At 39.0% G+C, this 24,121-nt stretch carries 21 protein-coding genes; 11 read left to right on the forward strand and 10 right to left on the reverse strand.

The annotated features are described in order from the left end of the window. Positions 1–179 precede the first annotated feature (179 nt). Positions 180–434 (forward strand): carbon storage regulator CsrA, encoded by a 255-nt coding sequence (csrA, locus tag HL290_RS08760; RefSeq protein ID WP_003652701.1) that lies wholly within the window; start codon positions 180–182, stop codon positions 432–434. A 67-nt stretch (positions 435–501) separates the two neighbouring features. Here csrA and rnhB read toward each other — a convergent pair whose 3' ends face one another. Together rnhB and HL290_RS08770 are read right to left on the reverse strand one after the other, a co-directional pair. Then, positions 502–1,068, reverse strand: a complete 567-nt coding sequence (gene rnhB, locus HL290_RS08765; protein ID WP_004641996.1) for a ribonuclease HII — start codon at positions 1,066–1,068, stop codon at positions 502–504. A 70-nt stretch (positions 1,069–1,138) separates the two neighbouring features. Continuing rightward, positions 1,139–1,528, reverse strand: a complete 390-nt coding sequence (locus tag HL290_RS08770; protein WP_198496411.1) for a hypothetical protein — start codon at positions 1,526–1,528, stop codon at positions 1,139–1,141. Positions 1,529–1,765: 237 nt separating this feature from the next. Here HL290_RS08770 and HL290_RS08775 point away from each other — a divergent pair, with 237 nt between their 5' ends. After that, positions 1,766–2,320, forward strand: coding sequence for a cytochrome b (locus tag HL290_RS08775; protein ID WP_198496216.1), 555 nt, complete (start codon positions 1,766–1,768; stop codon positions 2,318–2,320). A gap of 43 nt (positions 2,321–2,363) precedes the next feature. Here the strand turns inward: HL290_RS08775 and HL290_RS08780 are convergent, their stop codons facing one another. From HL290_RS08780 to HL290_RS08790, 3 genes are all read right to left on the reverse strand, one after another. Beyond that, positions 2,364–3,362 (reverse strand): adenosine deaminase, encoded by a 999-nt coding sequence (locus tag HL290_RS08780; protein ID WP_005041965.1) that lies wholly within the window; start codon positions 3,360–3,362, stop codon positions 2,364–2,366. A 116-nt stretch (positions 3,363–3,478) separates the two neighbouring features. Beyond that, positions 3,479–4,798 (reverse strand): NCS2 family permease, encoded by a 1,320-nt coding sequence (locus HL290_RS08785; protein ID WP_003652707.1) that lies wholly within the window; start codon positions 4,796–4,798, stop codon positions 3,479–3,481. A 321-nt stretch (positions 4,799–5,119) separates the two neighbouring features. Then, positions 5,120–5,347: a hypothetical protein gene (locus tag HL290_RS08790; RefSeq protein WP_004641992.1), complete on the reverse strand. Its 228-nt coding sequence runs from the start codon at positions 5,345–5,347 to the stop codon at positions 5,120–5,122. 572 nt (positions 5,348–5,919) lie between these two features. On the opposite strand from HL290_RS08790, the gene HL290_RS08795 reads away from it, so the two are divergent. Continuing rightward, positions 5,920–6,642, forward strand: coding sequence for a pirin family protein (locus HL290_RS08795; protein ID WP_198496217.1), 723 nt, complete (start codon positions 5,920–5,922; stop codon positions 6,640–6,642). A gap of 77 nt (positions 6,643–6,719) precedes the next feature. Here HL290_RS08795 and HL290_RS08800 read toward each other — a convergent pair whose 3' ends face one another. Continuing rightward, complete coding sequence (locus HL290_RS08800) at positions 6,720–7,340, reverse strand: TetR/AcrR family transcriptional regulator (protein ID WP_003652710.1); 621 nt, start codon at positions 7,338–7,340, stop codon at positions 6,720–6,722. Between the two features lie 524 nt (positions 7,341–7,864). On the opposite strand from HL290_RS08800, the gene HL290_RS08805 reads away from it, so the two are divergent. The 4 genes from HL290_RS08805 (at position 7,865) to HL290_RS08820 (ending at position 12,258) form a co-directional block, all read left to right on the forward strand. Next, positions 7,865–8,824: a metal-dependent hydrolase gene (locus HL290_RS08805; RefSeq protein ID WP_017391594.1), complete on the forward strand. Its 960-nt coding sequence runs from the start codon at positions 7,865–7,867 to the stop codon at positions 8,822–8,824. Positions 8,825–8,889: 65 nt separating this feature from the next. Next, positions 8,890–9,723: an SDR family NAD(P)-dependent oxidoreductase gene (locus tag HL290_RS08810; RefSeq protein WP_198496218.1), complete on the forward strand. Its 834-nt coding sequence runs from the start codon at positions 8,890–8,892 to the stop codon at positions 9,721–9,723. Between the two features lie 22 nt (positions 9,724–9,745). Then, positions 9,746–11,269 (forward strand): flavin-containing monooxygenase, encoded by a 1,524-nt coding sequence (locus HL290_RS08815; RefSeq protein WP_198496219.1) that lies wholly within the window; start codon positions 9,746–9,748, stop codon positions 11,267–11,269. 113 nt (positions 11,270–11,382) lie between these two features. Further along, the gene (locus HL290_RS08820; RefSeq protein WP_198496220.1) at positions 11,383–12,258 is read left to right on the forward strand and encodes a class I SAM-dependent methyltransferase; all 876 of its coding nucleotides are present in this window, start codon (positions 11,383–11,385) and stop codon (positions 12,256–12,258) included. 2 nt (positions 12,259–12,260) lie between these two features. Here HL290_RS08820 and HL290_RS08825 read toward each other — a convergent pair whose 3' ends face one another. After that, positions 12,261–13,283: an AraC family transcriptional regulator gene (locus HL290_RS08825; protein ID WP_198496221.1), complete on the reverse strand. Its 1,023-nt coding sequence runs from the start codon at positions 13,281–13,283 to the stop codon at positions 12,261–12,263. Between the two features lie 136 nt (positions 13,284–13,419). Between HL290_RS08825 and HL290_RS08830 the strand changes: the two genes are divergently transcribed. From HL290_RS08830 to HL290_RS08845, 4 genes are all read left to right on the forward strand, one after another. Further along, entirely contained in the window at positions 13,420–14,907 is a 1,488-nt protein-coding gene (locus tag HL290_RS08830; RefSeq protein WP_198496222.1) for a flavin-containing monooxygenase, read from the forward strand. Positions 14,908–14,951: 44 nt separating this feature from the next. Further along, complete coding sequence (locus HL290_RS08835) at positions 14,952–15,806, forward strand: SDR family NAD(P)-dependent oxidoreductase (protein ID WP_198496223.1); 855 nt, start codon at positions 14,952–14,954, stop codon at positions 15,804–15,806. A gap of 75 nt (positions 15,807–15,881) precedes the next feature. Next, positions 15,882–16,775 (forward strand): alpha/beta hydrolase, encoded by an 894-nt coding sequence (locus HL290_RS08840; protein WP_198496224.1) that lies wholly within the window; start codon positions 15,882–15,884, stop codon positions 16,773–16,775. Positions 16,776–16,803: 28 nt separating this feature from the next. After that, the gene (locus HL290_RS08845) at positions 16,804–18,474 is read left to right on the forward strand and encodes a GMC oxidoreductase (protein ID WP_198496225.1); all 1,671 of its coding nucleotides are present in this window, start codon (positions 16,804–16,806) and stop codon (positions 18,472–18,474) included. Between the two features lie 66 nt (positions 18,475–18,540). On the opposite strand, the gene HL290_RS08850 is transcribed toward HL290_RS08845, so the two are convergent. From HL290_RS08850 to HL290_RS08860, 3 genes are all read right to left on the reverse strand, one after another. Continuing rightward, positions 18,541–20,739, reverse strand: coding sequence for an OsmC domain/YcaO domain-containing protein (locus HL290_RS08850; protein ID WP_198496226.1), 2,199 nt, complete (start codon positions 20,737–20,739; stop codon positions 18,541–18,543). 252 nt (positions 20,740–20,991) lie between these two features. Beyond that, the gene (locus HL290_RS08855; protein WP_198496227.1) at positions 20,992–22,272 is read right to left on the reverse strand and encodes an OprD family outer membrane porin; all 1,281 of its coding nucleotides are present in this window, start codon (positions 22,270–22,272) and stop codon (positions 20,992–20,994) included. 31 nt (positions 22,273–22,303) lie between these two features. Continuing rightward, complete coding sequence (locus tag HL290_RS08860; protein ID WP_198496228.1) at positions 22,304–23,650, reverse strand: MFS transporter; 1,347 nt, start codon at positions 23,648–23,650, stop codon at positions 22,304–22,306. Positions 23,651–24,121 lie beyond the last annotated feature (471 nt).

Below are 24,121 nucleotides of genomic sequence, written 5' to 3' on the forward strand. Positions count from 1 at the left end.
AGAGCCGCTATAGTTTTTTTTATAGCGGCTCTGTTATATTAAACGGAAAGTTTTTTGGCAGTGATTATCAAAATATGACTTTGTTCTCATATTTCTGTTAGAATCTGACTGAAAACTGAGGTTGAGCTTTTATTTGGGTACCAATATTGCAGTTTTAAGCGTTTAGCAAGGAGATAAACATGCTGATTCTGACCCGCCGTGTCGGGGAAACATTAATGATTGGGGATCAAGTCAGTGTTACTGTGCTTGGCGTCAAAGGAAATCAGGTTCGTATTGGTGTGAATGCACCAAAAGAGGTTTCTGTTCATCGCGAAGAAATTTATCAACGTATTCAACATGAACGTGCAATGCATGAACACCTTCAACATCTTGATCAAGATTATCAAGTTTCTTTTGAAGATGATAATTTTGCACAGAAAAACTTCAATCGTTAACATGAAGTTATTCTCTCCCTAATTAAAGCGACTTTATAGTCGCTTTAAATTTTTTAGGAAGTTGTATTTATAGGCCTAGAGCACGTTTAACAGGTGCGTAACTACGGCGGTGCTGATCAATTACACCATGTGCTGCAATCGCTTCAAAATGCGCTTTAGTTGGATATCCTTTATGTTTGGCAAAACCAAATAATGGATATTGTTGATCTAATTCCTGCATTTGTCGATCGCGCGTAACTTTTGCCAGAATACTCGCTGCACTGATCTCCGCATGACTCGCATCTCCCCCAACAATCGCTTCACAAGGAATAATGATTCCTTTGGGAATTTGATTACCATCTACAATCACTTTTTGTGGCTGAGTTTTCAAACCATCAACTGCACGCTGCATGGCCAAAAAAGTCGCTTGTAAAATATTTAATTCATCAATTTCACCGTGCGTTGCTTCTGCAATTGACCAAGCTAAGGCTTTTTCTTGTATTTCAATAAACAACTTTTCACGTTTCTTTTCAGTTAATTTTTTAGAATCATTTAATCCCACAATTGGATTATTCGGATCTAAAATAACAGCCGCTGCCACCACAGAACCCACCAAAGGTCCTCGTCCCGCCTCATCTACACCAGCAATAAACATCAACTCTCTACCTTTAAACAAAAGAGGCTGATCAATAGTAATCAGCCTTCTTTAATACAAAAATCATTAATTACTTTTGTAAAGCTTCTGCCACACACTCATTTACAGTTTTTGAAACCACTTGGTTTACAATTGTAGCACGTGCATTTACATCAAATGCAGCCGAAGCCAATTCTACTGCGGTCACACTATTTGGTGCTTTTTCGCTCACACAACCACAAACATTAGTTTGAATGCTGTCACGTTGCTCAGCAGTCATAAACTTTGTTGCTGTTTTCCAAGCCGAAACATTATTAATCTCTGTAATACATTTTGCATTTACAGCAACTTTTAATGCAGCAACACCCAACTGTTGAGTTGTAGTTTGTGCAGAAGTAGCGCCTGTACCCGTACCTGTAGTCGTTGCACACGCTGTTAAAGCTAAAACAACTGGCGCTAGAGCGAGCATCAATTTTTTCATCATTTTTTCCTTTGATTGAACGTTGGCAGCGCGTATTGTGCCTAAACTCAACTTTATAAGAAACAAATAATTTGATGCATTTATGCAATCTATTTCCCCAGCAAAACTCAGCTCATCAAATGCATTTTTTCTTAAACGTTCTGTTTTTAGCACGCTCTGTTACATTTAAAACATTTCTCAAAATCAGCGCTTTCCCATAAAATTAAAAATCAAAACGACAAAAAAATAGGGTCTTTTATGCCTGCTGTTTCATCTCAGTATTACACCCGTACCGCACAAGTCCTGCATTGGGTGATGGCAATCATTTTCATCGCAGCATGGGCTATCGGCTTCTATAGTGGAAATTTTTTAAGTTACGATACTAGTAGTATTAAAGGCGATGTGATTACACTGCACAAAAACATTGCGACAACCATTATCTTTTTGGTGATTATCCGGATTTTATGGCGCTATACACATCCAGCACCAAAATTACCAGATACGATGTCGCCGACCATGAAAACACTGGCACATGTTGGTCATCTATTTCTTTATGTGATTTTGGTGGCTTTACCTATAACAGGCTGTTTATTTAGTTGGAGTGCAGATCACCCTGCCCCTGTTTTATATTTATTTGATATTCCACGTTTAGTTCAAAAAAATGATGAACTTCTAGCCATCGTTAAACCATTACATATTTATATTTCTTGGTTTGCAGGCTTTCTTATTGTTGGACATGTACTTGCTGCTTTAAAACATCACTTTGTTGATAAAGACAATATTTTAAATAGTATGACCAAACAACCAAAGTAATTGTATGTATAAAAAAACCGCCTGAGATAGGCGGTTTTTTTATTTAGATTTTTTTGATTTCTGCAATCCACTTTTGTTTCTCTTCATCTGAAATGAAAGAGGCTTCAAAAGAGTTAATTGCGAGTTTTTTCAACTCATCATTTGTTAGGTCTAAAGCTTGCTGAATTGCAAAGAAGTTATCATTCATATATCCACCGAAATATGATGGATCATCTGAGTTAACCGTCACGTGTACGTCTTTTTGTAGCAAACGACGGATATTATGATCTTTCATATCCTTTACAACGCACAGCTTCAAATTACTTAAAGGACAAACGGTTAGAGGCATTTTTTCGTTAATTAAACGCGCCATCAATTGTTCGTCTTCTTCAGAGCGCACACCATGGTCAATACGGTTCACTTTGAGCAAGTCTAAAGCTTCCCATACATATTCAGGTGGGCCTTCTTCACCAGCGTGAGCAACGATTAAGAAGCCCTCTTCACGTGCCTTAGCAAAAACACGTTCAAATTTAGCTGGTGGGTGTCCCACTTCACTTGAATCAAGCCCTACAGCAATAATGTCTTGCTTAAATGGTAAAGCCTGCTCTAAGGTCTCAAAAGCTGCTTCTTCGCTTAAATGGCGTAAGAAACACATAATCAGTTGAGAGCTGATACCAAACTTAGCTTTGGCGTCAGCACAAGCACGTTTTAAACCGTTAATCACTGTTGAGAAAGCAACGCCACGATCAGTGTGAGTTTGCGGGTCGAAGAACATTTCTGTATGAACCACACGATCTTCTGCACATTTCTCAAAATAAGCCCATGCTAAATCATAAAAGTCTTGTTCATGTACAAGAACATTCGCACCAGCATAGTAAATATCTAAAAATGATTGAAGATTATGAAAGTTATAAGCTTGCTTTACTTCTTCAACAGATTTGTAAGGAATCTGAATCTGATTGCGCTGGGCAATTGCAAACATTAATTCAGGTTCAAATGTCCCTTCAATATGTACATGCAATTCGGCTTTTGGTAAGGCGCGAATCAGCTCGACTTGATTCATATTAACTCCACGTCTAAAGAAAAAAGGGTGTGGTAAAAATCACACCCTTCTATAATTTTCTTCTTATTAAAAACTATGACTAAGACAGCTCAAGAAGAAAATTATAAAAAATCATATTAACCGCCAAACGCGATAAATTTAAATACCCAAAGTGCAGCAATAATCCATACCATGTACGGTACAGTTTTTGCCTTACCTGTGAATAATTTAACTAATGCATAGCTGATAAAGCCCATTGCAATACCATCAGCAATTGAATAGGTAAATGGCATAAATACAATAGTTAAAAATGCTGGAACAGCTTCTGTAATATCATCCCAGTCAATGTGAGTGATCCCTTGAATCATCAACACACCAATGAACAATAAAGCTGGCGCTGTTGCAAAACCTGGTACAGATTGAGCAAGAGGTGCTAAAAATAAACAGCAAATAAATAAGACCGCAACCACAACAGCAGTTAAACCAGTACGTCCACCTGCTGCCACACCTGAAGCTGACTCAATATATGGCGTAGTTGAAGATGTACCTAATGCGGCACCAGCAACAATTGCAGTAGAGTCAGCAAATAATGCTTTTTTCAAACGAGGTAATTTACCATCTTGCAAAAGACCAGCACGGTGTGAAACGCCAACCAAAGTACCCGTACTATCAAACAAGTCGACAATAAAGAATACGAAGATTACGCCAACCATACTTGCAGTAAATAGACCTTTAAAGTCCATTTGCATAAATGTTGGTGCAATTGAAGGAATTTGACCAACTACACCCTTAAATTCATTTAGACCTAAGGCAGTCGCAATTGCTGTAACAACCAAAATACTAATAATGATTGCGCCACGGATTTTTAATTGGTGTAGAACCACAATCATTAAAAATCCAAATAACGCTAATAATACTGTAGGTTGTTTGATATCACCCAAGCCAACTAATGTCGCTTGATTATCAACAATGATGCCAGCATTTTTTAAAGCAATAAGTGCGAGGAATAAGCCAATACCACCACCAATCGCAAACTTCAGCGACATTGGAATGGCATTTACAATCGCTTCACGAATTTTAAAGAAGCTAATTGCAAGGAAGACAAGACCTGAAACAAAAACAGCTGCTAAAGCTGTTTGCCATGGCACGCCCATACCCATACAAACTGAATAGGTAAAATAAGCATTTAGACCCATACCAGGGGCCAGTGCGATTGGATAATTAGCAATGATCCCCATCACTAAACAGCCGATTGCTGCTGCCAAACAGGTCGCAACAAATACGGCGCCATGATCCATGCCGGTTTCAGATAAAATGAGTGGATTGACAATAATGATGTAACACATCGTTAGAAATGTAGTTACACCAGCAAGAACTTCAGTCCGGAAAGTGGTTTTATTGTCGCTTAACTTAAATAAACGCTCTAACCAGCCTGCCGAAGAATTGGGCGCCGCCATAAGTAGCCTCTATGCAAAATCTGAACTGTGGAATATTTACTTCTATGTAGGTCGCTGAACAATATTGTTTTTCTGTTCAGGCCTATCAACAAGAATCTCAAATTTAAGAAGCAACAAATATGCCACTCATTTGGTTTCTAGTTCATACATAGGAAATAACCACAGCCCCTCTTGAAACACAAAAAAGCTGCATAACCCCTATGCAGCTTTTTTACTATACGTTCAATAAGTTTAACAGATTCAACCGAAACATGATCAAAATTTATGAAAAGATATGACCAATGACGATGCAAAAAATCAGAAATTTAAAGCGCAATATTATTAGAAAATAATTTTTTTCTCGCTTATATAGCCTTGCAAATTATAAGAAGCCAAATTGCTGTGATGAGCATGATTAGGATTGCGTTCGATGCTTTGTAAATTTTGTTCTGCTTCTTGAATGATTCGCATCAATTCCTGATGTCTTTTATTTTGGGTATCTAAATAAGCCCAATACCCTAATACAAAGACGATACTCACACACAACACGATTAATACTTTATTGATCATTATTATTATCTCTATGTTTTTAATGTTAATGATCTTAACAAAAAAAAATAGCTTTGTGAATGTTTTCACATTTATTTACAATAACACACATTCATCCAAATAATTGATAAAAAAGGTGATTTTAAATTTATCACTACAATGATCAATAAATACAGAACATTTCCATTGAAAAGTAACTTTATTTTAAAACAGTTTGTGTTTAATTATTTTTAATATTAGCTTTTTATTCATTTCCATTATTAAGTTCATTTAAATATGCAGTGTAGACAAATGTGTATATCGCATGAAAAATCTCTAAATTTTCTATGCACTGAATAAGATAAAAAGATCGATTTTTCTTTCAATTGTTATATTTAAAATTATTTAGGTAGCTAGCCATTTCCCTTTTTCATCTTTAGCTTTAAAAGTAAAATTCCAATTTTAACTAAAAGAACCCTTTTTCTTATTTAAGAAATAGCTTTCCATTTTATCGTTCTATAAATCGTACCAAGCTTTCCATTTTTAGAGCTTTATTACAATAATCGCTACGATAAACTGCACTCAGAGAAAAAATTAAATTAGGAGAGTAGATCATGTTTGATATGCGTTTATCTCATGAACGTGGCGCAGCACATCACGGCTGGTTACAATCAAAACATAGCTTTTCATTTGCTAATTATTGGGACCCGAAACAAGTCGGTTTTTCAGATCTACTTGTAATTAATGATGATAATGTTGCTCCGTCTAAAGGCTTTGGTACTCACCCTCACAATAATATGGAAATTATTTCCTATGTACTTGAAGGTGCATTAGAGCATAAAGACTCGATGGGTACAGGTTCTGTAATTGTGCCTGGTGACATTCAATTAATGAGTGCAGGTCGTGGAGTGGCTCATAGTGAATTTAACCACTCCGCTCAAGAAGGCGTACATTTTTTACAAATTTGGGTCGTTCCAAGTGAAGTAAATACAGATCCAGGTTATCAACAAATTCATATTAATGAAGAAGACAAACGCGGTAAATTGCATTTGATTATTTCACCAAAAGGCGGTGAAAAAACTTTATCCATCAAACAAGACATTAATATTTACTCAGGTCTTTTTGATGGTGAAGAAACTGCCGAATTTGCGATTCCTGACGGTCGATATGTGTACCTACATGTTGCCAAAGGTCGCGTTGATGTAAATGGTAAAACCTTTAACACTGGCGATGCTGCACGTATCCGTGATGGTGGAAACTTATCGTTTACCAATGGTGATCATGCTGAAATTCTGATTTTTGATATGCGTCCGGAAGAAGTTCCAACCATGCCATAATGAAGCTAAGCCCATACATAAAACTTTATGTGAGGGCTTTTTTAGCGTTTATACAAATTGAAAAAGTCTAACTGTGATCAATGCTCTTCTGAGCGCGACATCTCTGCATTGATATAACTCATGATCATAGTGGTTAACCCCTGCACCATTTCATCAAAACTAATGTAAGGATTTGGCAAAATAAGATGCCGCGCCACATTAAAAATCCCACTATTAATGCAGATGTACGTAATCACAGCTACGTTGTTAATTTTTAAATATTTAGGATTATGCATCATATATTTCATGATGACTTCCACTAAAGCCTGCTCAATTTTTGGAATGTATTTATCGTACTGTAACTCGCCTGCATAACGTAAAACAGTTAAATAACGGTCATTATTTTTCTTTAATAAATCACTAAAAGTATAAAAAATCATTTCAATGACTGGTTCTAACTCCAACTGTAAAATAGTTGGCGTAAGTTCCGTAATCATGTCCAAAATTTCTCGAACAAAATAGTGATTCATCGCATCATAAATTTCTTCTTTATTTTTAAAATATTCATATAAAGATCCGACACTCACCCCTGCAATTTCTGCAATATGGCGTGTGGTGGTGCCACTTGGTCCATGAAGCGCCACTGCAATAAAACCCGCTTCAATAATAGTATCGACAGTAACTTTGGCTCGAGTTTGACGAGGTTTACGCGTGGTCATACGATCTAATCAATAATCCGAACATAAAGTCAGATTAGCATGTAATCAGACTCGGTAGAAATAAAAAAACAAAATCCGAATAGTTGTCAAACTTGATCAAAAAAAGCCTTCAAAATAGATGCGATTAAAGATATCGAAACATTCTTATATTTACTCTAACGACATTAATAAGAATAAATTATTTATTATTTTTCAACAATATGAATAAATTTTTATTAAAGTTTTTCTTATGCAAGAAATTGATAAATTACTTTTATATATTTAAAAATTTACCCGAATTGAATCCGAACATAAAGTCAGATTAATATGAAAAAATTAAAGAAGAGTCACTTAGAAATTCTGTGTGTCTCAACTCTTCTTTCCGTTATTCAGCCAAATAATCAAACAAATAACGGAGCAACAACACCGTAGTCAATCCAGAGAACACTCTGCTTTGAAAATGGAATTTACAGTGCCTTGTTGAACATTAAGTTTATTGATTTTCATCAAAATGCACTACTACTGATTTGTCTCAAGGTGTCGCTATGATCTCGACCACAGTAAAAAAATCATTTAACAAACTTAAATTTCAACGTGAAATTGAGTTGCCGGATTTTGCTAGTAAAAGCACTATTCCAATCCGTCATTTAAATATTGGTTTTGATGGTAAGGAAATTGATGTCAGATTCTATATGGACAATCAATTTGCCACCTTGTTTTTTGCCACACTTTCAGTTTTTTTAACTTATGGTGAAGATCTTGTGATCGAAACCGCTCGCCATCACCGTGAGTTTATTAAAGACCCTATCTTAAAACAGCGAGTGACTTCGCTCATTGGCCAAGAAGCAATTCACTCAAAATTGCACAATGAATATAACGATGCACTTCAAGATGCTGAATATCCTGTTGCACTCTATCGTTTCCTTGGCTCGAACTTCTTTAAATATGTGTTTTTAAAGTTTCCGCAGCCACTCAAATTATCAATGATGGCGGGTATTGAGCATTTTACTGCTGTACTTGCTGAATACATGATGAAGCATGAAAAAAACTTCTATTATTCAGATGATGCGAAAAGTCGTGCTTTGTGGATGTGGCATATGCTTGAAGAGTCTGAGCATAAAGATATTGCCTATGATGTCTACCAAATCTTAAATGGCAGCTACCCATTACGAGCTTCTGGTTTCGTCCTTGCTCTAATTACCATCTTAGGGCTTATTCCTGCGACGACCTTATTTGTTCCTGTTTTAAGAAAACCACAAGAGATGTTCACCTTAAAATTCTGGAAAGATGCCCGTCGTGGTGTAGGTTTAATCTTTGGCCCGAAAGATGGCGTTTTCGGAAGTACAATTGGTCAAATTCTTGACTATTTACGTCCAGATTTTCACCCAAATGACCATGATACGACTGAATATCTTGAGTACTACAAAAAGAAATTGCTGAACGAAGGCGGTGCAATTGCTCCTTACTTTGTTAAAGAATTTACCCCACCAGTACGCATGTCTTAATCGTCCTACATTTCCAGCTATCAAACAGATAGCTGGCATCTCTTCAAGTTATTTATGGATGAATCATGATTTTATTTGGCAAAAAGAAAGTTAAACCAAGCCAAAAAGCTTATGCCGTGGTGACAGGTGCAGGCAGTGGGATTGGTCGAAGTTTTGCAATTGAACTGGCAAAACGTGGTGGCAGTGTGGTTTGTGCAGACATTAATCTCGAAGCTGCTGAAGAAACCGTAAAAATTCTTGAACAACAAAGCGCGAAAGCTTTTGCTATGCGTTGCGATGTCGGTAACTCTGAACAGGTTGCAGATCTAGCAGAAACTGCTGAGATCTTACTTGGGCACCCTGTCACCCTTGTCATTAATAATGCAGGTGTAGGTTTAGGCGGAAAATTCGATGAAATGACGCTCGAAGACTGGAATTGGGTCATGAATATCAACCTTTGGGGTGTTATTCACGGTTGTCATGCTTTCGTCCCAAAATTTAAAAAGTTAGGTTATGGTGCGATTATTAACGTTGCTTCCGCTGCATCGTATACGGCTGCACCAGAAATGACCGCCTATAACGTGACTAAAGCTGGTGTACGTGCACTGTCAGAAACTCTTTCTGCCGAGCTGCATAAGTTCAATATTAAAGTCAATGTACTCTGCCCCACTTTGGTTCCAACCAATATCATCAAAAATGGTCGGATTCCAGGGCGATATTCAAAGCTTGCAGACCATGCACTCATGAATTATGCCCTCACCACAAGTGATAGTGTAGCCAAATTAACACTGAACCGCCTTGATCAGAATGAGCTTTACACCATTCCTCAAATCGATGCGAAGTTATTCTGGCTCATGAAACGTGCATCACCAAGCTTGTATAACAAGTTCCTTGGCACGTCTTACAAATTATTTAAATAAGAAATTTATAGGTAGTACGCATATGACTGCTCAAATGAAAACAAATGCATCGGCAAAAAAAGCTGTCAATTCACCCAACCACATTTTCGACACCTTTATTGTAGGTGCCGGCATTTCAGGTATAGCTACTGCCATTCGCCTAGATCAAGTTGGCTATACCAATTATAAAATTATTGAAAAAGCTGGCCGTGTTGGTGGAACATGGCGTGAAAACACCTATCCAGGCTGTGGCTGTGATGTGCCATCTGCACTTTATTCTTACTCGTTTGCACCAAGTGCAAAGTGGAGCCATTTATTTGCTCGACAACCAGAAATTTTAAGTTATCTGGAAGATGTGAGTAATGAGTTTAATGTCTCATCTAAAATCGAATTTAACAACGAATTGCTGAACGCCGCATGGGATGAGTCACGCCATGTGTGGGTACTTGATACCACTACTGGTCAGTATTTATCTAAAACTGTTATTTTCGCTACAGGTCCAATTACTGAAGCACAAATTCCACGTCTTGAAGGTTTAGATACGTTTAAAGGTGAGATGTTCCATTCAGCTAAATGGAACCATGATTATGATTTGACAGGTAAACGCATTGCCGTGATTGGTACTGGCGCATCAGCAATCCAGTTTGTGCCCCAAATTCAACCAAAAGCGAAAGAACTTTTTGTGTTCCAACGTACAGCACCTTGGGTACTACCAAAACCAGACACAGACTTGGGCGAATTTAGTAAATCAGTGATTGCTAAATATCCATCCATTCAGGCAAGCTGGCGTAAAAGTGTAGCACTAACCCTCAATGCAATTAACTTTGGTTTACGTAACCCGCTTGCACTTAAACCGGTAAATGTACTGGGTAAGCAATTACTTAAATTGCAGATTAATGACCCTGTGCTACGTAAAAATGTAACGCCAAACTTTGATATTGGTTGTAAGCGTATTTTGTTTGCTAACAATTACTACCCTGCGCTACAAGCACCAAATACCAGCCTTATTCCTCATGGTTTAGTGAAAGTTGAAGGCAATACTGTTGTTGCTGCCAATGGTGAACGCCATGAAGTTGACGTAATTATTTGGGGCACTGGTTTTGAGGTATCTCATCCGCCAATTGGTAAACGTGTTCATAATGAAAAAGGTCAATGTTTACAAGATTTATGGAAAGATAGTTCACCTGAGGCTTATTTAGGTACCAACATTGAAAATGTGCCGAATGCATTTTTAATTTTAGGACCGAATGTCTTGGTTTATGACTCTTTTATTGGCTTAGCTGAGGCTCAGCTAGACTATATTGTAGATGGCTTATTGAAAATTAAGAACAAGGGTATTAGCAAGTTCAACGTTAAGCCCGAAGTTATTAAAAAGCATAATGATCTGGTGCAAAAACACTTAAAAACAACTGTATTTAATAGTGGTGGTTGTAAGAGTTACTACCTTGATGCCAACGGCCGTAACTTCGCTGCATGGCCATGGTCATTGAAAAAGCTGAAACAACGTTTGAAAAACGTCGATTTGAAAGATTATGAAGTGACATATCAAACGACAAAGACTCATTAATTTGTAATTTTGATCAAATCCGTTGTAAGAAATAGGCAGTGTATTTTAGGTTTTCATGAAATACACTGCCTTCTTCGTTGAATATCTTCAAGAAATAAAAAAACAGGATAAAGATGAAAGAAGGTCAATCAAGTCGTACCGCCGAAGCCGCCGCTGCATTACGTGCAAATCATTTTCAAAATACTATACACCCTGTATTTTCAGACCCTTATGCTTTTGAACTGACCAGTAAAGGCTGGAAAAAACTTCTATCTAGCCAACTTCTTGTTAAATTAATGAATTCTGCGGTTTTAAACCGTACTTTAGGTTTACTTACCGGGCAAGTGGTCGGACGTTCCCGTTATGCCGAAGATTTACTTGATCAGGCAGTTCAACAAAATACTCAACAATATGTATTAGTGGGTGCCGGCCTAGACTCTTTTGTACTACGTGAGTCTCACCATTACCCTACTTTGAAAATTTTTGAAGTGGACCATCCTGATACTCAAGCGGCCAAACAAGCCAAGCTAAAAAAGCTAGGAAATATTCCTGCTACAGTTGAGTTTGTCGCAATTAATTTTGAAAAAGAGTCTATTTCGGAAGCTCTGACCAGAAGTGTCTATGATTCATCTGCTCCTGCATTTTTTTCGTGGTTAGGCACAACTCACTACTTAAACCCGCAAACAACCTTGCAAACTTTAAAAAGTATTGCTGAATTTGCTGCAAACAGTAGTGAAGTGGTACTCGACTATTCGACCGATTTTCAGGAATTAACTGGTATCGAACGCATTGGTAGCATGGGTGTTGCCCAGTTTACCCATTTGCTCAAAGAACCATTATTAGGTCAATTCAAACCTACTGATTTACATCATGCCGTGGAGCAGATGGGGTTTGAGGTCGTTGAAGATTTGTCAGGTGAAGCCATTACTGAACGTTATTTTAATGGGCGTATCGATGAAATTCGCCATACCTCGGCGACACGCTTATTGCATTTGCGCTTGAATAAATAAACTCAGCTTGATGATTTACCACTTAACCTTACTGCATGCGGTGTCTTACCATGCCATCTTTTATAAGCATGAATAAAACTGGCAGGTTCGGCATATCCCAACCATTCGGCAATTTGCTCAATAGAGGCTTTCGGTAAAGTCAGATATTGTTCTGCTAAAACCTGTCTGACTTCTTCACGTATTTGAATAAAGGTCATACCTTCTTGAGCCAAATGACGGCGTAAGGTACGTGCATTTAAGTGCAAACGATCGGCAACCATGTCCATAGATGGCATTTCCCCTCGAACCCTCATTAACTGCTGCTGCACTAAATTAATAAATTTCTTTTGTGTTTGGCGCCTATCTAGAATTTGCCTACATTGTTCTTCAGCCGTATGCAAAATCAGGTCATTGGCCATTTGTAGTTTTTGATCTACTTTGTGTGGATCGAGTAAAACAAAGTTCTTAGCCGCCCCAAACTCCGGCAGAATTCCAAACAAATCGATATAGGGTTGTACCTCAGCTTTAGGCTGGAAAGTGAAAGCCATATATTGACAAAAATTATCTTGTACCAAGTCCCGTTGCACCGTAATGAGCGCCGCGGCGTCCCGTTCAAGAATAAACTGGCGAACTGAAGGTGGTACGCCCTCATCTTCAATCTCAATCCGAATACCTTCATCTGTATCTGAAACTAGAAATCGGGTAAAAGCAAAAGTAAGTGAAAAATAGGTTAAAGCTAAATCAAGTGCTTCACGAATGCTGGCACTGCTCATGAGGGCCATGCCTAAAGGCCCAAATGTTGTAAAGTGATAGCGTGTACCTACATCTAAGCCTAATGTCGGCCTGTCTCCAAGCTGCTCAACCAAGTTATGAATAACCTGCAATTCTTGCTGACCTGTCACCACCATATTAGGGTCAAGCAATTGCTGTTGACTGATTCCAGTCTCTTCTAAAATGGTCTGATAAGAAATGGCTGATTCCACCGCAAAATCAGCCATTAATCGAACACTATGTACACTGCGTTCAAAAGCCCATGCATACTTCACTGTATTGCTCAGAATGTCCTCGAATCACAATATTTTGTCCTCATCCATCCTCTAAATCAAGCAAATAAACGACTATTCTGCATACAGGAAATTGCGATTCTTTCGCCCACTGTTTTTAAGGATTTTAGAGCAGCCTATGTTTAATTCGTCAGCTAATTCAAATAAAAATGTACGCATCGCCATTATAGGAACTGGTTTTGGTGGTTTGGGTCTTGCGATTCGTCTCAAACAAGCCGGTTTTGAACAATTTACACTATATGAAAAAGCTGCCGATGTTGGCGGTGTCTGGCGCGACAATACTTATCCGGGTGCTGCTTGCGATGTACCTTCACATCTTTATTCTTTTTCTTTTGAGCAAGAACTGGGTTGGAAAAATCGCTACGGGACATCTCAAGAGATTTATCAATATTTACGCCATTGCGCCGATAAATATGACATTCGCCCACATGTTCAATTTAATACCGAAATTGCCAGTGCCGAATTTGATGCCCTACAAGGTGTATGGCACATTCAAAGTACAACCGGTGAGCATTTTGAAGCTGAATTTTTAGTAGGTGCTGTGGGCCAGCTCAATCGCCCAGCCTTTCCGAAACTCAGAGGCATTGAAAACTTTAAAGGTAAGGCTTTTCACTCCGCGCGTTGGGATCATGACTACGATTTAAATGGAAAACGTGTTGCTGTAATTGGTACAGGTGCAAGTGCCATTCAGTTTGTTCCCGAAATTGCTAAAGAGGTTGCTCATCTTGATGTCTATCAACGTTCGGCACCTTACGTCATTCCAAAGCCAGATCGGGTTTATCAACCTTTAGAGAAAAAAGCATTCCGCAAATTACCGATTTTGCAAAGTCTAGATCGTGCTTTGCAATATGGAAATCACGAAATCCGTCTGCTGGCTTTTACAACTTCGCTGAATGAAATGCCTCTAGTGGAATATTTATTCCAGCGCCATATTCGTAAGGTAGTTAAAGATTCCAAATTACGTCACCGTTTAATGCCGGACTACCCAATTGGCTGTAAGCGTATTTTGATTTCTAACCACTGGTATGAAACGCTCACTCAACCCCATGTAGATGTTATTCATACGGGCATTCAAGAAATCACTGAAAATGGCATTTTAGATACGGACGGAAATCTGCGCGAAGTTGATACCATTATTTATGGTACTGGTTTTGCTGCAACTGAATTTATGGCGCCAATGCAAATTACCGGATTGGACGGACGTACCTTAAAAGACACATGGAAAGATGGTGCAGAAGCATACCTTGGCTTAACTGTTAGCGGTTTCCCTAATTTCTTTATGCTTTATGGTCCAAATACCAATCTTGGGCACAACTCAATTGTGTACATGATTGAAAGTCAGGTGAATTACATTTTAGATGCCATTCAAACACTGATAAAAAATAAGTTGTTATTCACTAATGTTCGTGCAGAAGTTCAACACGAGTTCAACCAAAATATTCAAGAAAAAATGAAGAAAACCGTATGGGCACAAGGTTGTACCAGTTGGTATCAAACTGCTGATGGTAAGAATACCAATAACTGGCCAGGTTTTACCCTTGAATATCGACAACGCACTCGTCGCTTTGATGTGGAAAACTACACTCAGGTTTCGGCTATTTCTTAAACAAGCTTCACCATAGGAAATGAGAAAAATAAACGGAGAATGTTATGAAGTCTTTTAAAAATAAAGTCGCAGCTGTGACAGGTGCTGGCTCTGGTATTGGACAAGCAATTGCAATTGCACTCGCGAAACAAGGCTGCCATCTAGCACTTTCCGATATCAGTGAAGCGGGCTTAGCCAAAACAGTCGAGCTGTTATCAGCCTACCCAGTTAAAGTGACCACTCAAAAGGTTGATGTGGCTAAGCGTACTGAAATTGCAGATTGGGCAAAAGCTGTTGTAAATGAGCATGGCCAAGTTAATTTGATCTTTAATAATGCTGGTGTCGCAATAGGTAGCACGGCTGAAGGTGTGAGCTATGAAGATCTTGAATGGCTCATTGGTATTAATTTTTGGGGTGTGGTTTATGGCACTAAAGAATTCTTACCATTTTTAAAGCAAAGTGGTGATGGGCATATTATTAATATTTCCAGCATGTTTGGCTTAACAGCTCAACCGACCCAAAGTGCCTATAACGCCAGTAAATTTGCTGTTCGTGGCTTTACTGAATCGCTACGCCAAGAACTTGATATGCAAAATGCTGGGGTTAGCGCGACGTGTGTTCATCCGGGTGGTATTCGTACCAATATTGCCAAAGCTGCCCGTATGAATAATAGCGTCCAGTCTTTAGGAATGGACCCTGTTAAAAGCCAAGATGCTTTCGATAAATTACTTCGCACCCCTGCTGACGAAGCTGCTCAACAAATTTTAGAGGCTGTTCGTAAAAACCGTCGCCGTTTACTGATTGGAGCCGATGCAAAAGTCGTTGATGTAATTCAGCGTATTCTTCCACAGGGCTACCAAAAGATTTTTGCAACTGCAACCGCGTTGCAAACTCGCCTACTCAACAAATCAGCAAAATAAAAATAGTGGTCAGCCTACTCTTAATTTTAAGAGATGCTGGTCGATAAATAACAAGCTCTAGTATGAGTTCTTATTATGAAGCAGCTTCTTGCATGGACCATTCGTACCACGTTACGTCCAGCTTTATCCCCAAAAACACCACTTAAGCTACAACGTTTTTGTAGTGATGCAGCCAGTGCTATTGTGCTTGGGCCACGTGGTTATAAAACAAAAAAGCAAACAATTGCTCAAGTGCCAACAGTTCATATTCAGCCCAAAACGACTAAGTCAGGGCTGGGTATCTTGTATTTACATGGCGGTGGCTATGTGGTTGGTAGTTCAAAAAGTCATACCAAGCTTGCCGCTCAAATCGGACATGCAGCTCAAGCTCAAGTCTGGTTACCTGAATATCGCCTCGCTCCAGAGCACTCAAACCCTGCTGCTCTTGAAGATGTAGTTGCAGTCTATCAAGCTTTACTTGCCCAAGGACAAGACCCGAAAAAACTCGTGTTTGTCGGAGATTCTGCGGGTGGCGGACTCAGTTTAAGCACCACAATTGCTATTCGAGATGCAAAGTTACCGCTACCAGCAGCATTGGTTTTACTTTCGCCGTGGGTTGATTTAAGCCTCTCTGGAAGCACTATGAAAACCCACGCAGCTCAAGATGCGATGCTGTCTGAAGACTGGTTAGCGTGGTGTGCAAAAAACTATTGCGTGCAAAAATCAGTAACCGATCCAATCTGTTCCCCACTCTATGCAGACTTAACTGGACTACCGCCTATTTTGATTCATGTTGGTACAAAAGAAGTTCTATTAGATGATGCAAAACGTCTTGCTGAACAAGCTGGAAAATACGGCATTCCGACGAACTTTAGGATTTATGACCAAGTCGGACATGTTTTTCAGTTCCACACGGGTATACTAAAAGAATCTAATGACTCGATTGAGCGCATTGGGCAATTCATTGATAAGCATACACAGTCAATATAAAAAATAATCGCCAGAGAGGAGCCTCGGCATGACAACAAACAATTATGACTATGATTATCTCATTATTGGTTCAGGCTTTGGTGGTAGTGTTTCTGCTTGCCGTCTAACCGAAAAAGGTTACTCAGTTGCTGTAATGGAAATGGGGCGTCGCTGGAAAGCCGAAGATTTTGCGAAAAATAACTGGAATTCCCGCCGTTGGATTTGGCGTCCGGGCATGAAGCTTTTCGGCTATTTCAATATGCGTTTTTTTCGCCATGTCACCATTATTTGCGGGAATGCAGTAGGTGGAGGTTCAATTACCTATGCCAATACCCTACTCGTTCCACCTGAACATATTTGGGACGAAGGCACATGGGCAGATGCTGCGGACTGGAAAAATGAAATGCCACAGCACTATGCTGAAGCAGAACGTATGCTCGGGGTGACGGATAATAAAATTTTTGGTCCTGCCGACCACATGCTTAAACAAATGGGTGAAGCAATCGGTGTAGGTCACACATTTAAACCGACACGTGTTGCGACTTTCTTCCCACCCGAAGGTGAACAAGGCGGCAAAACCTACCCTGACCCATATTTTAACGGTGAAGGTCCAGACCGTGCGACGTGTACAGCATGTGGCGGGTGCATGACAGGTTGTAAACACAACGCAAAAAATACTTTAGATAAAAACTATTTGTACTTTGCCGAAAAAAATGGCGCCAAGGTTTATGAAGAAACCAAAGTTGTTGATGTTAAACCACTCAATGGCAAAGCAGATGGCAGTGATGGCTATGAAGTAACCACTGAATGTTCAACCTCATGGTTTAATAAACAGCGTCGTACATGGCGAGTACGCAACGTAATTTTCTCGGCATCATCTTTGGGCACCCAAGAGATGTTGTTCCGCTTAAAGCAGTCCGGTTCTCTGCCAAATATTTCCGATGACTTGGGTAATCGAGTTCGTACCAATGCCGAATCTATTTTAGGGGTTCGTTTCTTTGGTAAAGATGTCGACATGAGCAAAGGTGTTGCCATTGGTTCAAGTATTTACATCGACCATGACACTCATATTGAGGCAACTCGCTACCAAAATGGTTCCGATGCAATGGGTCTCATGTGTACTTACATGGCAAAAGGAAAACCGGGTTGGACACGTATCTTCTTTTGGTTATGGGCGTTAATCTGCCATCCATTTATTTTTCTACGCATGAGTAATCCGGTTGGTTTTGCACGTCAAACCTTGATTTTCTTGGTGATGCAAACTGCCGATGCCTCAATTAACATGCGCTTGAAGCGTAACTGGTTTTGGCCTTTTGGCAAGGTTTTATCTAGCGAAGGTCAAAAGCTACCGGTTTATATTCCACAGGCCAATACATTTACCGAAAAAGTCGCCAAAATGTTTAATGGCCACCCAATGACGACCATTACCGAAATTTTATTTAACGTGCCTTTTACCGCACACTGTATGGGCGGCTGTGCAATTTCCTCAAGCCCAGAACGTGGCGTGGTGGATGGACAGAATCACGTTTTTAACTATAAAAACTTATATGTTGTAGATGGTTCAATGTTAGGTGCCAATTTAGGTGTTAACCCAAGTCTCACCATTACAGCTTTAGCAGAACGTGCAATGTCTTATATTCCGGCTAAACATACTTTAGATGAGCAACAAGATCATAGAGCAGATGCAGAAACCGTAGAGATCATCAAAGCTTCTGCTTAACATAGAAATTTGTTTTATAAAAAAAGCCTATTTTTTAAATAGGCTTTTTTTATTTCGCTTTTTAAATTACGAAGCTACTGCTTTAGCGCGAGCTGCATGTAATTTTTTATAGCTATCGATAAGACGTAAATGTCGATCAAGTCCTTCTAGTTTCATGCTAGTCGGCGTTAAACCGTAGAAACGAACGCTACCCTCTACAGAACCTAATACTGCCTCCATTCGTGTGTCACCAAACATACGGCGGAAATTAGTAAGGTAATCTTCAAGCTCTAGTTCATCATCCAACATCACTTCAAGCACCACGTTCATGCACTGATAGAACAAACCACGCTCAACAGTGTTGGTGTTATATTGCAAGTAAGTTTCGACTAACTCTTTTGCCTCTTCAAATTGCTGCAAAGCAACGTAAATCAACAATTTCAACTCTAAAATCGTAAGCTGTCCCCAAACTGTATTGTCATCAAATTCAATGCCAATGAGTGTGGTGATTTCGGTGTAATCGTCTAACTCACATTCTTCTAAGCGTTCAACCAACGCCTCAAGTTGTTCATTATCCAAACTATGCAGATTTAAAATATCTTCACGGAATGAAAGTGCTTTATTGGTATTGTCCCAAATCAAATCTTCAACGAGATAAATTTCTGAATAATCCGGTACTAAAATACGGCAAGCGGTCGCACCTAGGTGCTCATATACTGCCATATAAACTTCTTTGCCCATCTCTTCAAGAATACCGAACAATGTTGCAGCTTCGTCTGCATTCGACTCTTCGCCTTCTCCAGAAAAATCCCATTCAACAAAGTCATAGTCAGATTTAGAACTAAAGAAACGCCAAGAGACCAAACCGCTTGAGTCAATAAAGTGCTCAACAAAGTTATTCGGTTCAGTCACCGCATTACTTTGGAAAGTCGGTTGTGGTAAATCATTTAAGCCTTCAAAACTACGACCTTGAAGCAGCTCAGTCAAACTACGCTCTAAAGCAACTTCAAAACTTGGATGTGCGCCAAACGATGCAAAAACACCACCCGTACGCGGGTTCATTAAAGTCACACACATTACAGGGAACTGACCACCTAACGATGCATCTTTAACTAATACAGGAAAGCCTTGCTCTTCTAAACCTTTAATACCAGCAACGATACCTGGATATTTTGCTAATACTTCTTCAGGTACATCTGGAAGTGCAATTTCACCTTCCAAAATTTCACGTTTTACAGCACGTTCAAAAATTTCTGACAAGCATTGAACTTGGGCTTCCGCCAAAGTATTACCTGCACTCATACCATTACTTAGGTACAAGTTTTCAATTAAATTTGATGGGAAATATACAACTTCATCGTCAGACTGACGTACAAAAGGCAGCGAACAAATGCCACGCTCTACGTTACCTGAATTGGTGTCATATAAATGCGTACCAAGTAATTCATCATCTGGGTTATAAATCTCAAGACAGTATTCATCTAAGATTTCTTTAGGCAATTCACCATTTGGACCCGGTTTAAACCATTTTTCATCTGGATAATGCACAAATTCAGCATTGGCAATCTCTTCACCCCAGAACTGGTCGTTATAGAAGAAGTTACAGTTAAGGCGCTCAATAAACTCGCCTAATGCAGATGCCAAAGCACTTTCTTTAGTTGCACCTTTACCATTGGTAAAACACATCGGAGACTGTGCATCGCGGATATGTAAAGACCACACATTCGGAACAATATTACGCCAAGATGCGATTTCAATCTTCATACCCAAATTTGCCAAAATAGCTGACATATTGGCAATGGTTTCTTCTAATGGCAGGTCTTTACCCTGAATATAGGTATGACTTTCTGAAGTTAAGCTTGGCAATAACAGTGCTTGCGCATCTGCATCAATGCTTTCAACTTCTTCAATAATAAACTCAGGACCAGTTTGAATGACTTTTTTAACAGTACAACGGTCGATTGAACGTAAAATCCCTTGGCGATCTTTCTCTGAAATATCGGCTGGTAATTCAATCTGAATTTTAAACGTTTGCTTGTAGCGGTTTTCAGGATCAACAATATTATTTTGTGATAAACGAATATTATCGGTTGGGATATCTCGAGCTGCACAATACACTTTTACAAAGTACGCTGCACACAATGCGGAAGATGCTAAAAAATAGTCAAATGGGCCCGGTGCCGAACCGTCACCCTTGTAGCGAATTGGTTGATCGGCAATTACCGTAAAGTCATCGAACTTAGCTTCCTGTCGAAGATTGTCGAGATAATTAACCTTGATTTCCATGCTGGCACCTAAATATTTTTATGTGTCAGCACAGACACATAAAATTCTAAATATTGAAATATAAGCCGAATCACAGCGAAGAAATTGACTTAAAAAAATGAGAGATTAAAGCCATGTGTTTAATGAACGACTCAATTGGCTTTAATAAGATTGGCGGTATTATAGAGTGATTTCGCGAAGTTGATAACTAAAGTTAAAACATTGATGCTCACAATGCTTTAACTTGTCTTTAATTTACTTAAATATTGAGCATTAAAATTTAAAGGTGTAATCAACATTCAACCGTGTTTCATTTGCCGAGTGAAATGTCATATTGCTTGGCATATCGTTACGATAGTGAGAAAAACGAGCTCGCATGCCTAGGCCTTTTAACTTTCCTTCAGTAATTTTATAGCCTAAATCAAACTCCATCGACTCTTCTTTAAAACGCTGATCACCATATTGCAGCAAATCAATATCTTCCCCTTTTGCATAGCGGGTCATAAAGCGCAGTCCATTTAATGAAACATCCCCTAATCGTGCATTTTTAAAGTCATATTCATAACGAATCGAATAGACTTTTTCATCTTTATTTGAGTAGTCAGAACTCATAAAATCAAGCACGACTGGACTTTCTGTTCCCGACAAAAATGGCAGACCTGTCGAGCCAAACGACTGCATATAGCCCAAAGAAACCGTATGGTTTTGATAGTTCAAACCAAATAAACCACTTATATGGCGGTTATCGACCTCTCCTATTTTTTTGCTTCCAGTTTCTTCACTATTAAAAAAACGCACGTCACTTAAAAAATTAAGCTGGTCATTTAAAGGCTGTTTTCCGTTAAAACCCAAAAATTGTTGCTGATAAATGTCTTTGAGTTCAGCATGGTAAGCGCGTAAACGGTAGTCCTTTAACTGATAACTTCCTCCCAGCGTGTAAAAAGAATCAGTGGTTGCCGCCTTATCAAAACGACGGTTGATATTGTCCGTTCCAACGTCTGTAAAGCGAATTGAGTCGCGTTGACGCACTTCGTCGACATAAAATCCTTCTAATTGAAGATTTGGAATTTCATTTGAAACAAAGCGAATACCACGATAAGTCTGTGGAAATAAACGCGCTGGCGATGAAAATATGGTCGGTAATTGTGGAACTAAATCCCCCACAAAAAGCTCATTTTTCCTAAATTTAGCCTTCCCTGTAATTCCAACTTTTCCATAATAATCGTCACGCGAGTTATCAGTATTGACGGGTAATAAGCCACTACGTGCATAGTCATCAGCGCGACTTCCCATCAGGTTAAAACCCGCCATTGCCAGTACATCAACACCGAATCCAACTGTTCCTTCGGTATAACCAGACTGCCCTTTAAAAATTAGACCCTGCGCCCAATCTCTGGCTGCGGTATAGGGATATGGGTCTTTTTTATAGTCTCGGTCAAAGTAAAAATTACGCAGTGTCAGCTCAGCTTTACTGTCTGCAATAAACTCGGCATGCACAACTTGAGTAAATAATGGGCACAAGCATACCCCCACCCACAATGGTGTCTTTTTCATTTTTTATCTCAACTATTTAATTTTTAATGGTTTAAGGCGCTATTTTAAGCGAGTAATTTTGCTCTTTTTTACTTCGGTAAAAAGCGCTGCCCAGACTTAAAATCAGGAAAATAGCCAAAATAAAGACCACACCGTAATAGGCATAAAGCGTTGCGGGCGCAATACCTTTATCCAGAAAAATACCTGCAATCGTTGGCGATAAAATTGCCCCAATACGACCAAAACCAATGGCATAACCCACACCGCGACTACGGATTTCGGCGTCATAAATTGTTGGAGAAATAGAATATAGACCTGCCACACAGCCATTAATAAGTGTGCCGAGTAATAACCCCACCATGAGTGCGACACTCACTTGAGACGAGACTGCGACAAATAGAAAAACACAAGCAGATGTTAGCCCTAAAAATAGGCTTAAGGCATAGAAAATTTTTATGCGTGATGCGAGTAAACCAATAATGGCTGCACCGAAAATACCACCAATACTAATTAAAATACCTGTACTTACCCCTTGCTCTGGTGACATTCCCATTGAAATAAGAATTTTTGGTGTCCAGCTCATGACAAAGTAAAAGCCAAACATCACTAAAAAGAATGCAAACCACAGACAAAGTGTTTGAAATCCCAGTTGCCCCGCAAATAATTTGCTAAGTTCACTGCCATTTTGCGTACTCATTTTTTCATAACGCGGCATAACTGGTAATTCGTTTAGCCCCATACGATTTACAGTTGCATTAATTCGTTCTAATGCCTGTTTTGGTCGTTTCGCGAGTAAGTAATCTAAAGATTCAGGCAATAACCATACGCTGATCAGCAACATTGCAATGGTGGTGATTCCACCTGCTAAAAAGATTGAGCGCCAACCTAAATGCTCAATCAATGCGAGTGATAGTACCCCGCCCAGTGTCGCGCCAATTCCATAACCGGTAGACATTAAACTCACTGCAAGACTGCGCCAGCGAGCATTGGCATATTCACTTGCTAACACATTACTACTCGCAAGAATCCCACCCACCCCAATTCCGGTAATAAACCGCAGTGCTGCTAACATGCCATGACTTTGTACAAAAGCACAGCCCAACATGCTGAGACCAGCAATGACAAGACAGACTAAGATGAGTAAACGGCGACCAATTTTATCGGCTAACGGTGCGAGAAAAATGGAACCAGCAGCCATTCCAAAAAGGCCCGAACTGAGCAACAAGCCAATTTGTGCACCTGAAAGTGACCATTCTGCCGAAACAGATGGAGCGGTAAATGCCATCACCATCACGTCAAAGCCATCAATAATATTGAGACAAATACAGATCAAAATGACGAACCATTGGTAGCGGCTCATATTGTTTTGATTGATCTCATTCAGCACATCTCTTTCCATTTGTGTATCTCCCTTGGATAAGACATACACACGACATTGCTGATATGAGCGATTGGGTGGTTATGCACATCCGTATCCATAATGACCTAGAGGAATATTTGTTTTTGAGCATCCTGCTCTTTTTCTATACTGAATATTTGGATCCAAAAAATCAACAATATTTTAAAAATTTAATTTAACAACCAACAATGCATTGAAAAATATATCTATAATTTATTAATAAATATTTAAAATAAAGATATGGATCCATAAATTATTTACCCATTTTCAAATCGGTTATTCGAAAAACGATCCAACTTCAGCTTAGGATTGGAATATTTTGGATCCAAATTAAAACCACAAAATATTTCGCTTCTAAAATTCAAAAGAAATACAAAACCCTTTAATAGCAATTAAAAATATACAAAACAACCAAATCAAAAGATCAATATTTTTTAAAAAATATACTGCTTATCAATTGACCAATATTTT

It is taken from the genome of Acinetobacter sp. AC1-2 (assembly GCF_016124155.1).
GTDB classification, from domain to species: domain Bacteria; phylum Pseudomonadota; class Gammaproteobacteria; order Pseudomonadales; family Moraxellaceae; genus Acinetobacter; species Acinetobacter calcoaceticus.

Bases quoted from the DNA above. Each gene is read 5' to 3' on its own strand.
- csrA (WP_003652701.1), top strand. From the start codon at position 180: ATGCTGATTCTGACCCGCCGTGTCGGGGAAACATTAATGATTGGGGAT.
- rnhB (WP_004641996.1), bottom strand. From the start codon at position 1,068: ATGTTTATTGCTGGTGTAGATGAGGCGGGACGAGGACCTTTGGTGGGT.
- HL290_RS08770 (WP_198496411.1), bottom strand. From the start codon at position 1,528: ATGAAAAAATTGATGCTCGCTCTAGCGCCAGTTGTTTTAGCTTTAACA.
- HL290_RS08775 (WP_198496216.1), top strand. From the start codon at position 1,766: ATGCCTGCTGTTTCATCTCAGTATTACACCCGTACCGCACAAGTCCTG.
- HL290_RS08780 (WP_005041965.1), bottom strand. From the start codon at position 3,362: ATGAATCAAGTCGAGCTGATTCGCGCCTTACCAAAAGCCGAATTGCAT.
- HL290_RS08785 (WP_003652707.1), bottom strand. From the start codon at position 4,798: ATGGCGGCGCCCAATTCTTCGGCAGGCTGGTTAGAGCGTTTATTTAAG.
- HL290_RS08790 (WP_004641992.1), bottom strand. From the start codon at position 5,347: ATGATCAATAAAGTATTAATCGTGTTGTGTGTGAGTATCGTCTTTGTA.
- HL290_RS08795 (WP_198496217.1), top strand. From the start codon at position 5,920: ATGTTTGATATGCGTTTATCTCATGAACGTGGCGCAGCACATCACGGC.
- HL290_RS08800 (WP_003652710.1), bottom strand. From the start codon at position 7,340: ATGACCACGCGTAAACCTCGTCAAACTCGAGCCAAAGTTACTGTCGAT.
- HL290_RS08805 (WP_017391594.1), top strand. From the start codon at position 7,865: ATGATCTCGACCACAGTAAAAAAATCATTTAACAAACTTAAATTTCAA.
- HL290_RS08810 (WP_198496218.1), top strand. From the start codon at position 8,890: ATGATTTTATTTGGCAAAAAGAAAGTTAAACCAAGCCAAAAAGCTTAT.
- HL290_RS08815 (WP_198496219.1), top strand. From the start codon at position 9,746: ATGACTGCTCAAATGAAAACAAATGCATCGGCAAAAAAAGCTGTCAAT.
- HL290_RS08820 (WP_198496220.1), top strand. From the start codon at position 11,383: ATGAAAGAAGGTCAATCAAGTCGTACCGCCGAAGCCGCCGCTGCATTA.
- HL290_RS08830 (WP_198496222.1), top strand. From the start codon at position 13,420: ATGTTTAATTCGTCAGCTAATTCAAATAAAAATGTACGCATCGCCATT.
- HL290_RS08835 (WP_198496223.1), top strand. From the start codon at position 14,952: ATGAAGTCTTTTAAAAATAAAGTCGCAGCTGTGACAGGTGCTGGCTCT.
- HL290_RS08840 (WP_198496224.1), top strand. From the start codon at position 15,882: ATGAAGCAGCTTCTTGCATGGACCATTCGTACCACGTTACGTCCAGCT.
- HL290_RS08845 (WP_198496225.1), top strand. From the start codon at position 16,804: ATGACAACAAACAATTATGACTATGATTATCTCATTATTGGTTCAGGC.
- HL290_RS08850 (WP_198496226.1), bottom strand. From the start codon at position 20,739: ATGGAAATCAAGGTTAATTATCTCGACAATCTTCGACAGGAAGCTAAG.
- HL290_RS08855 (WP_198496227.1), bottom strand. From the start codon at position 22,272: ATGAAAAAGACACCATTGTGGGTGGGGGTATGCTTGTGCCCATTATTT.
- HL290_RS08860 (WP_198496228.1), bottom strand. From the start codon at position 23,650: ATGGAAAGAGATGTGCTGAATGAGATCAATCAAAACAATATGAGCCGC.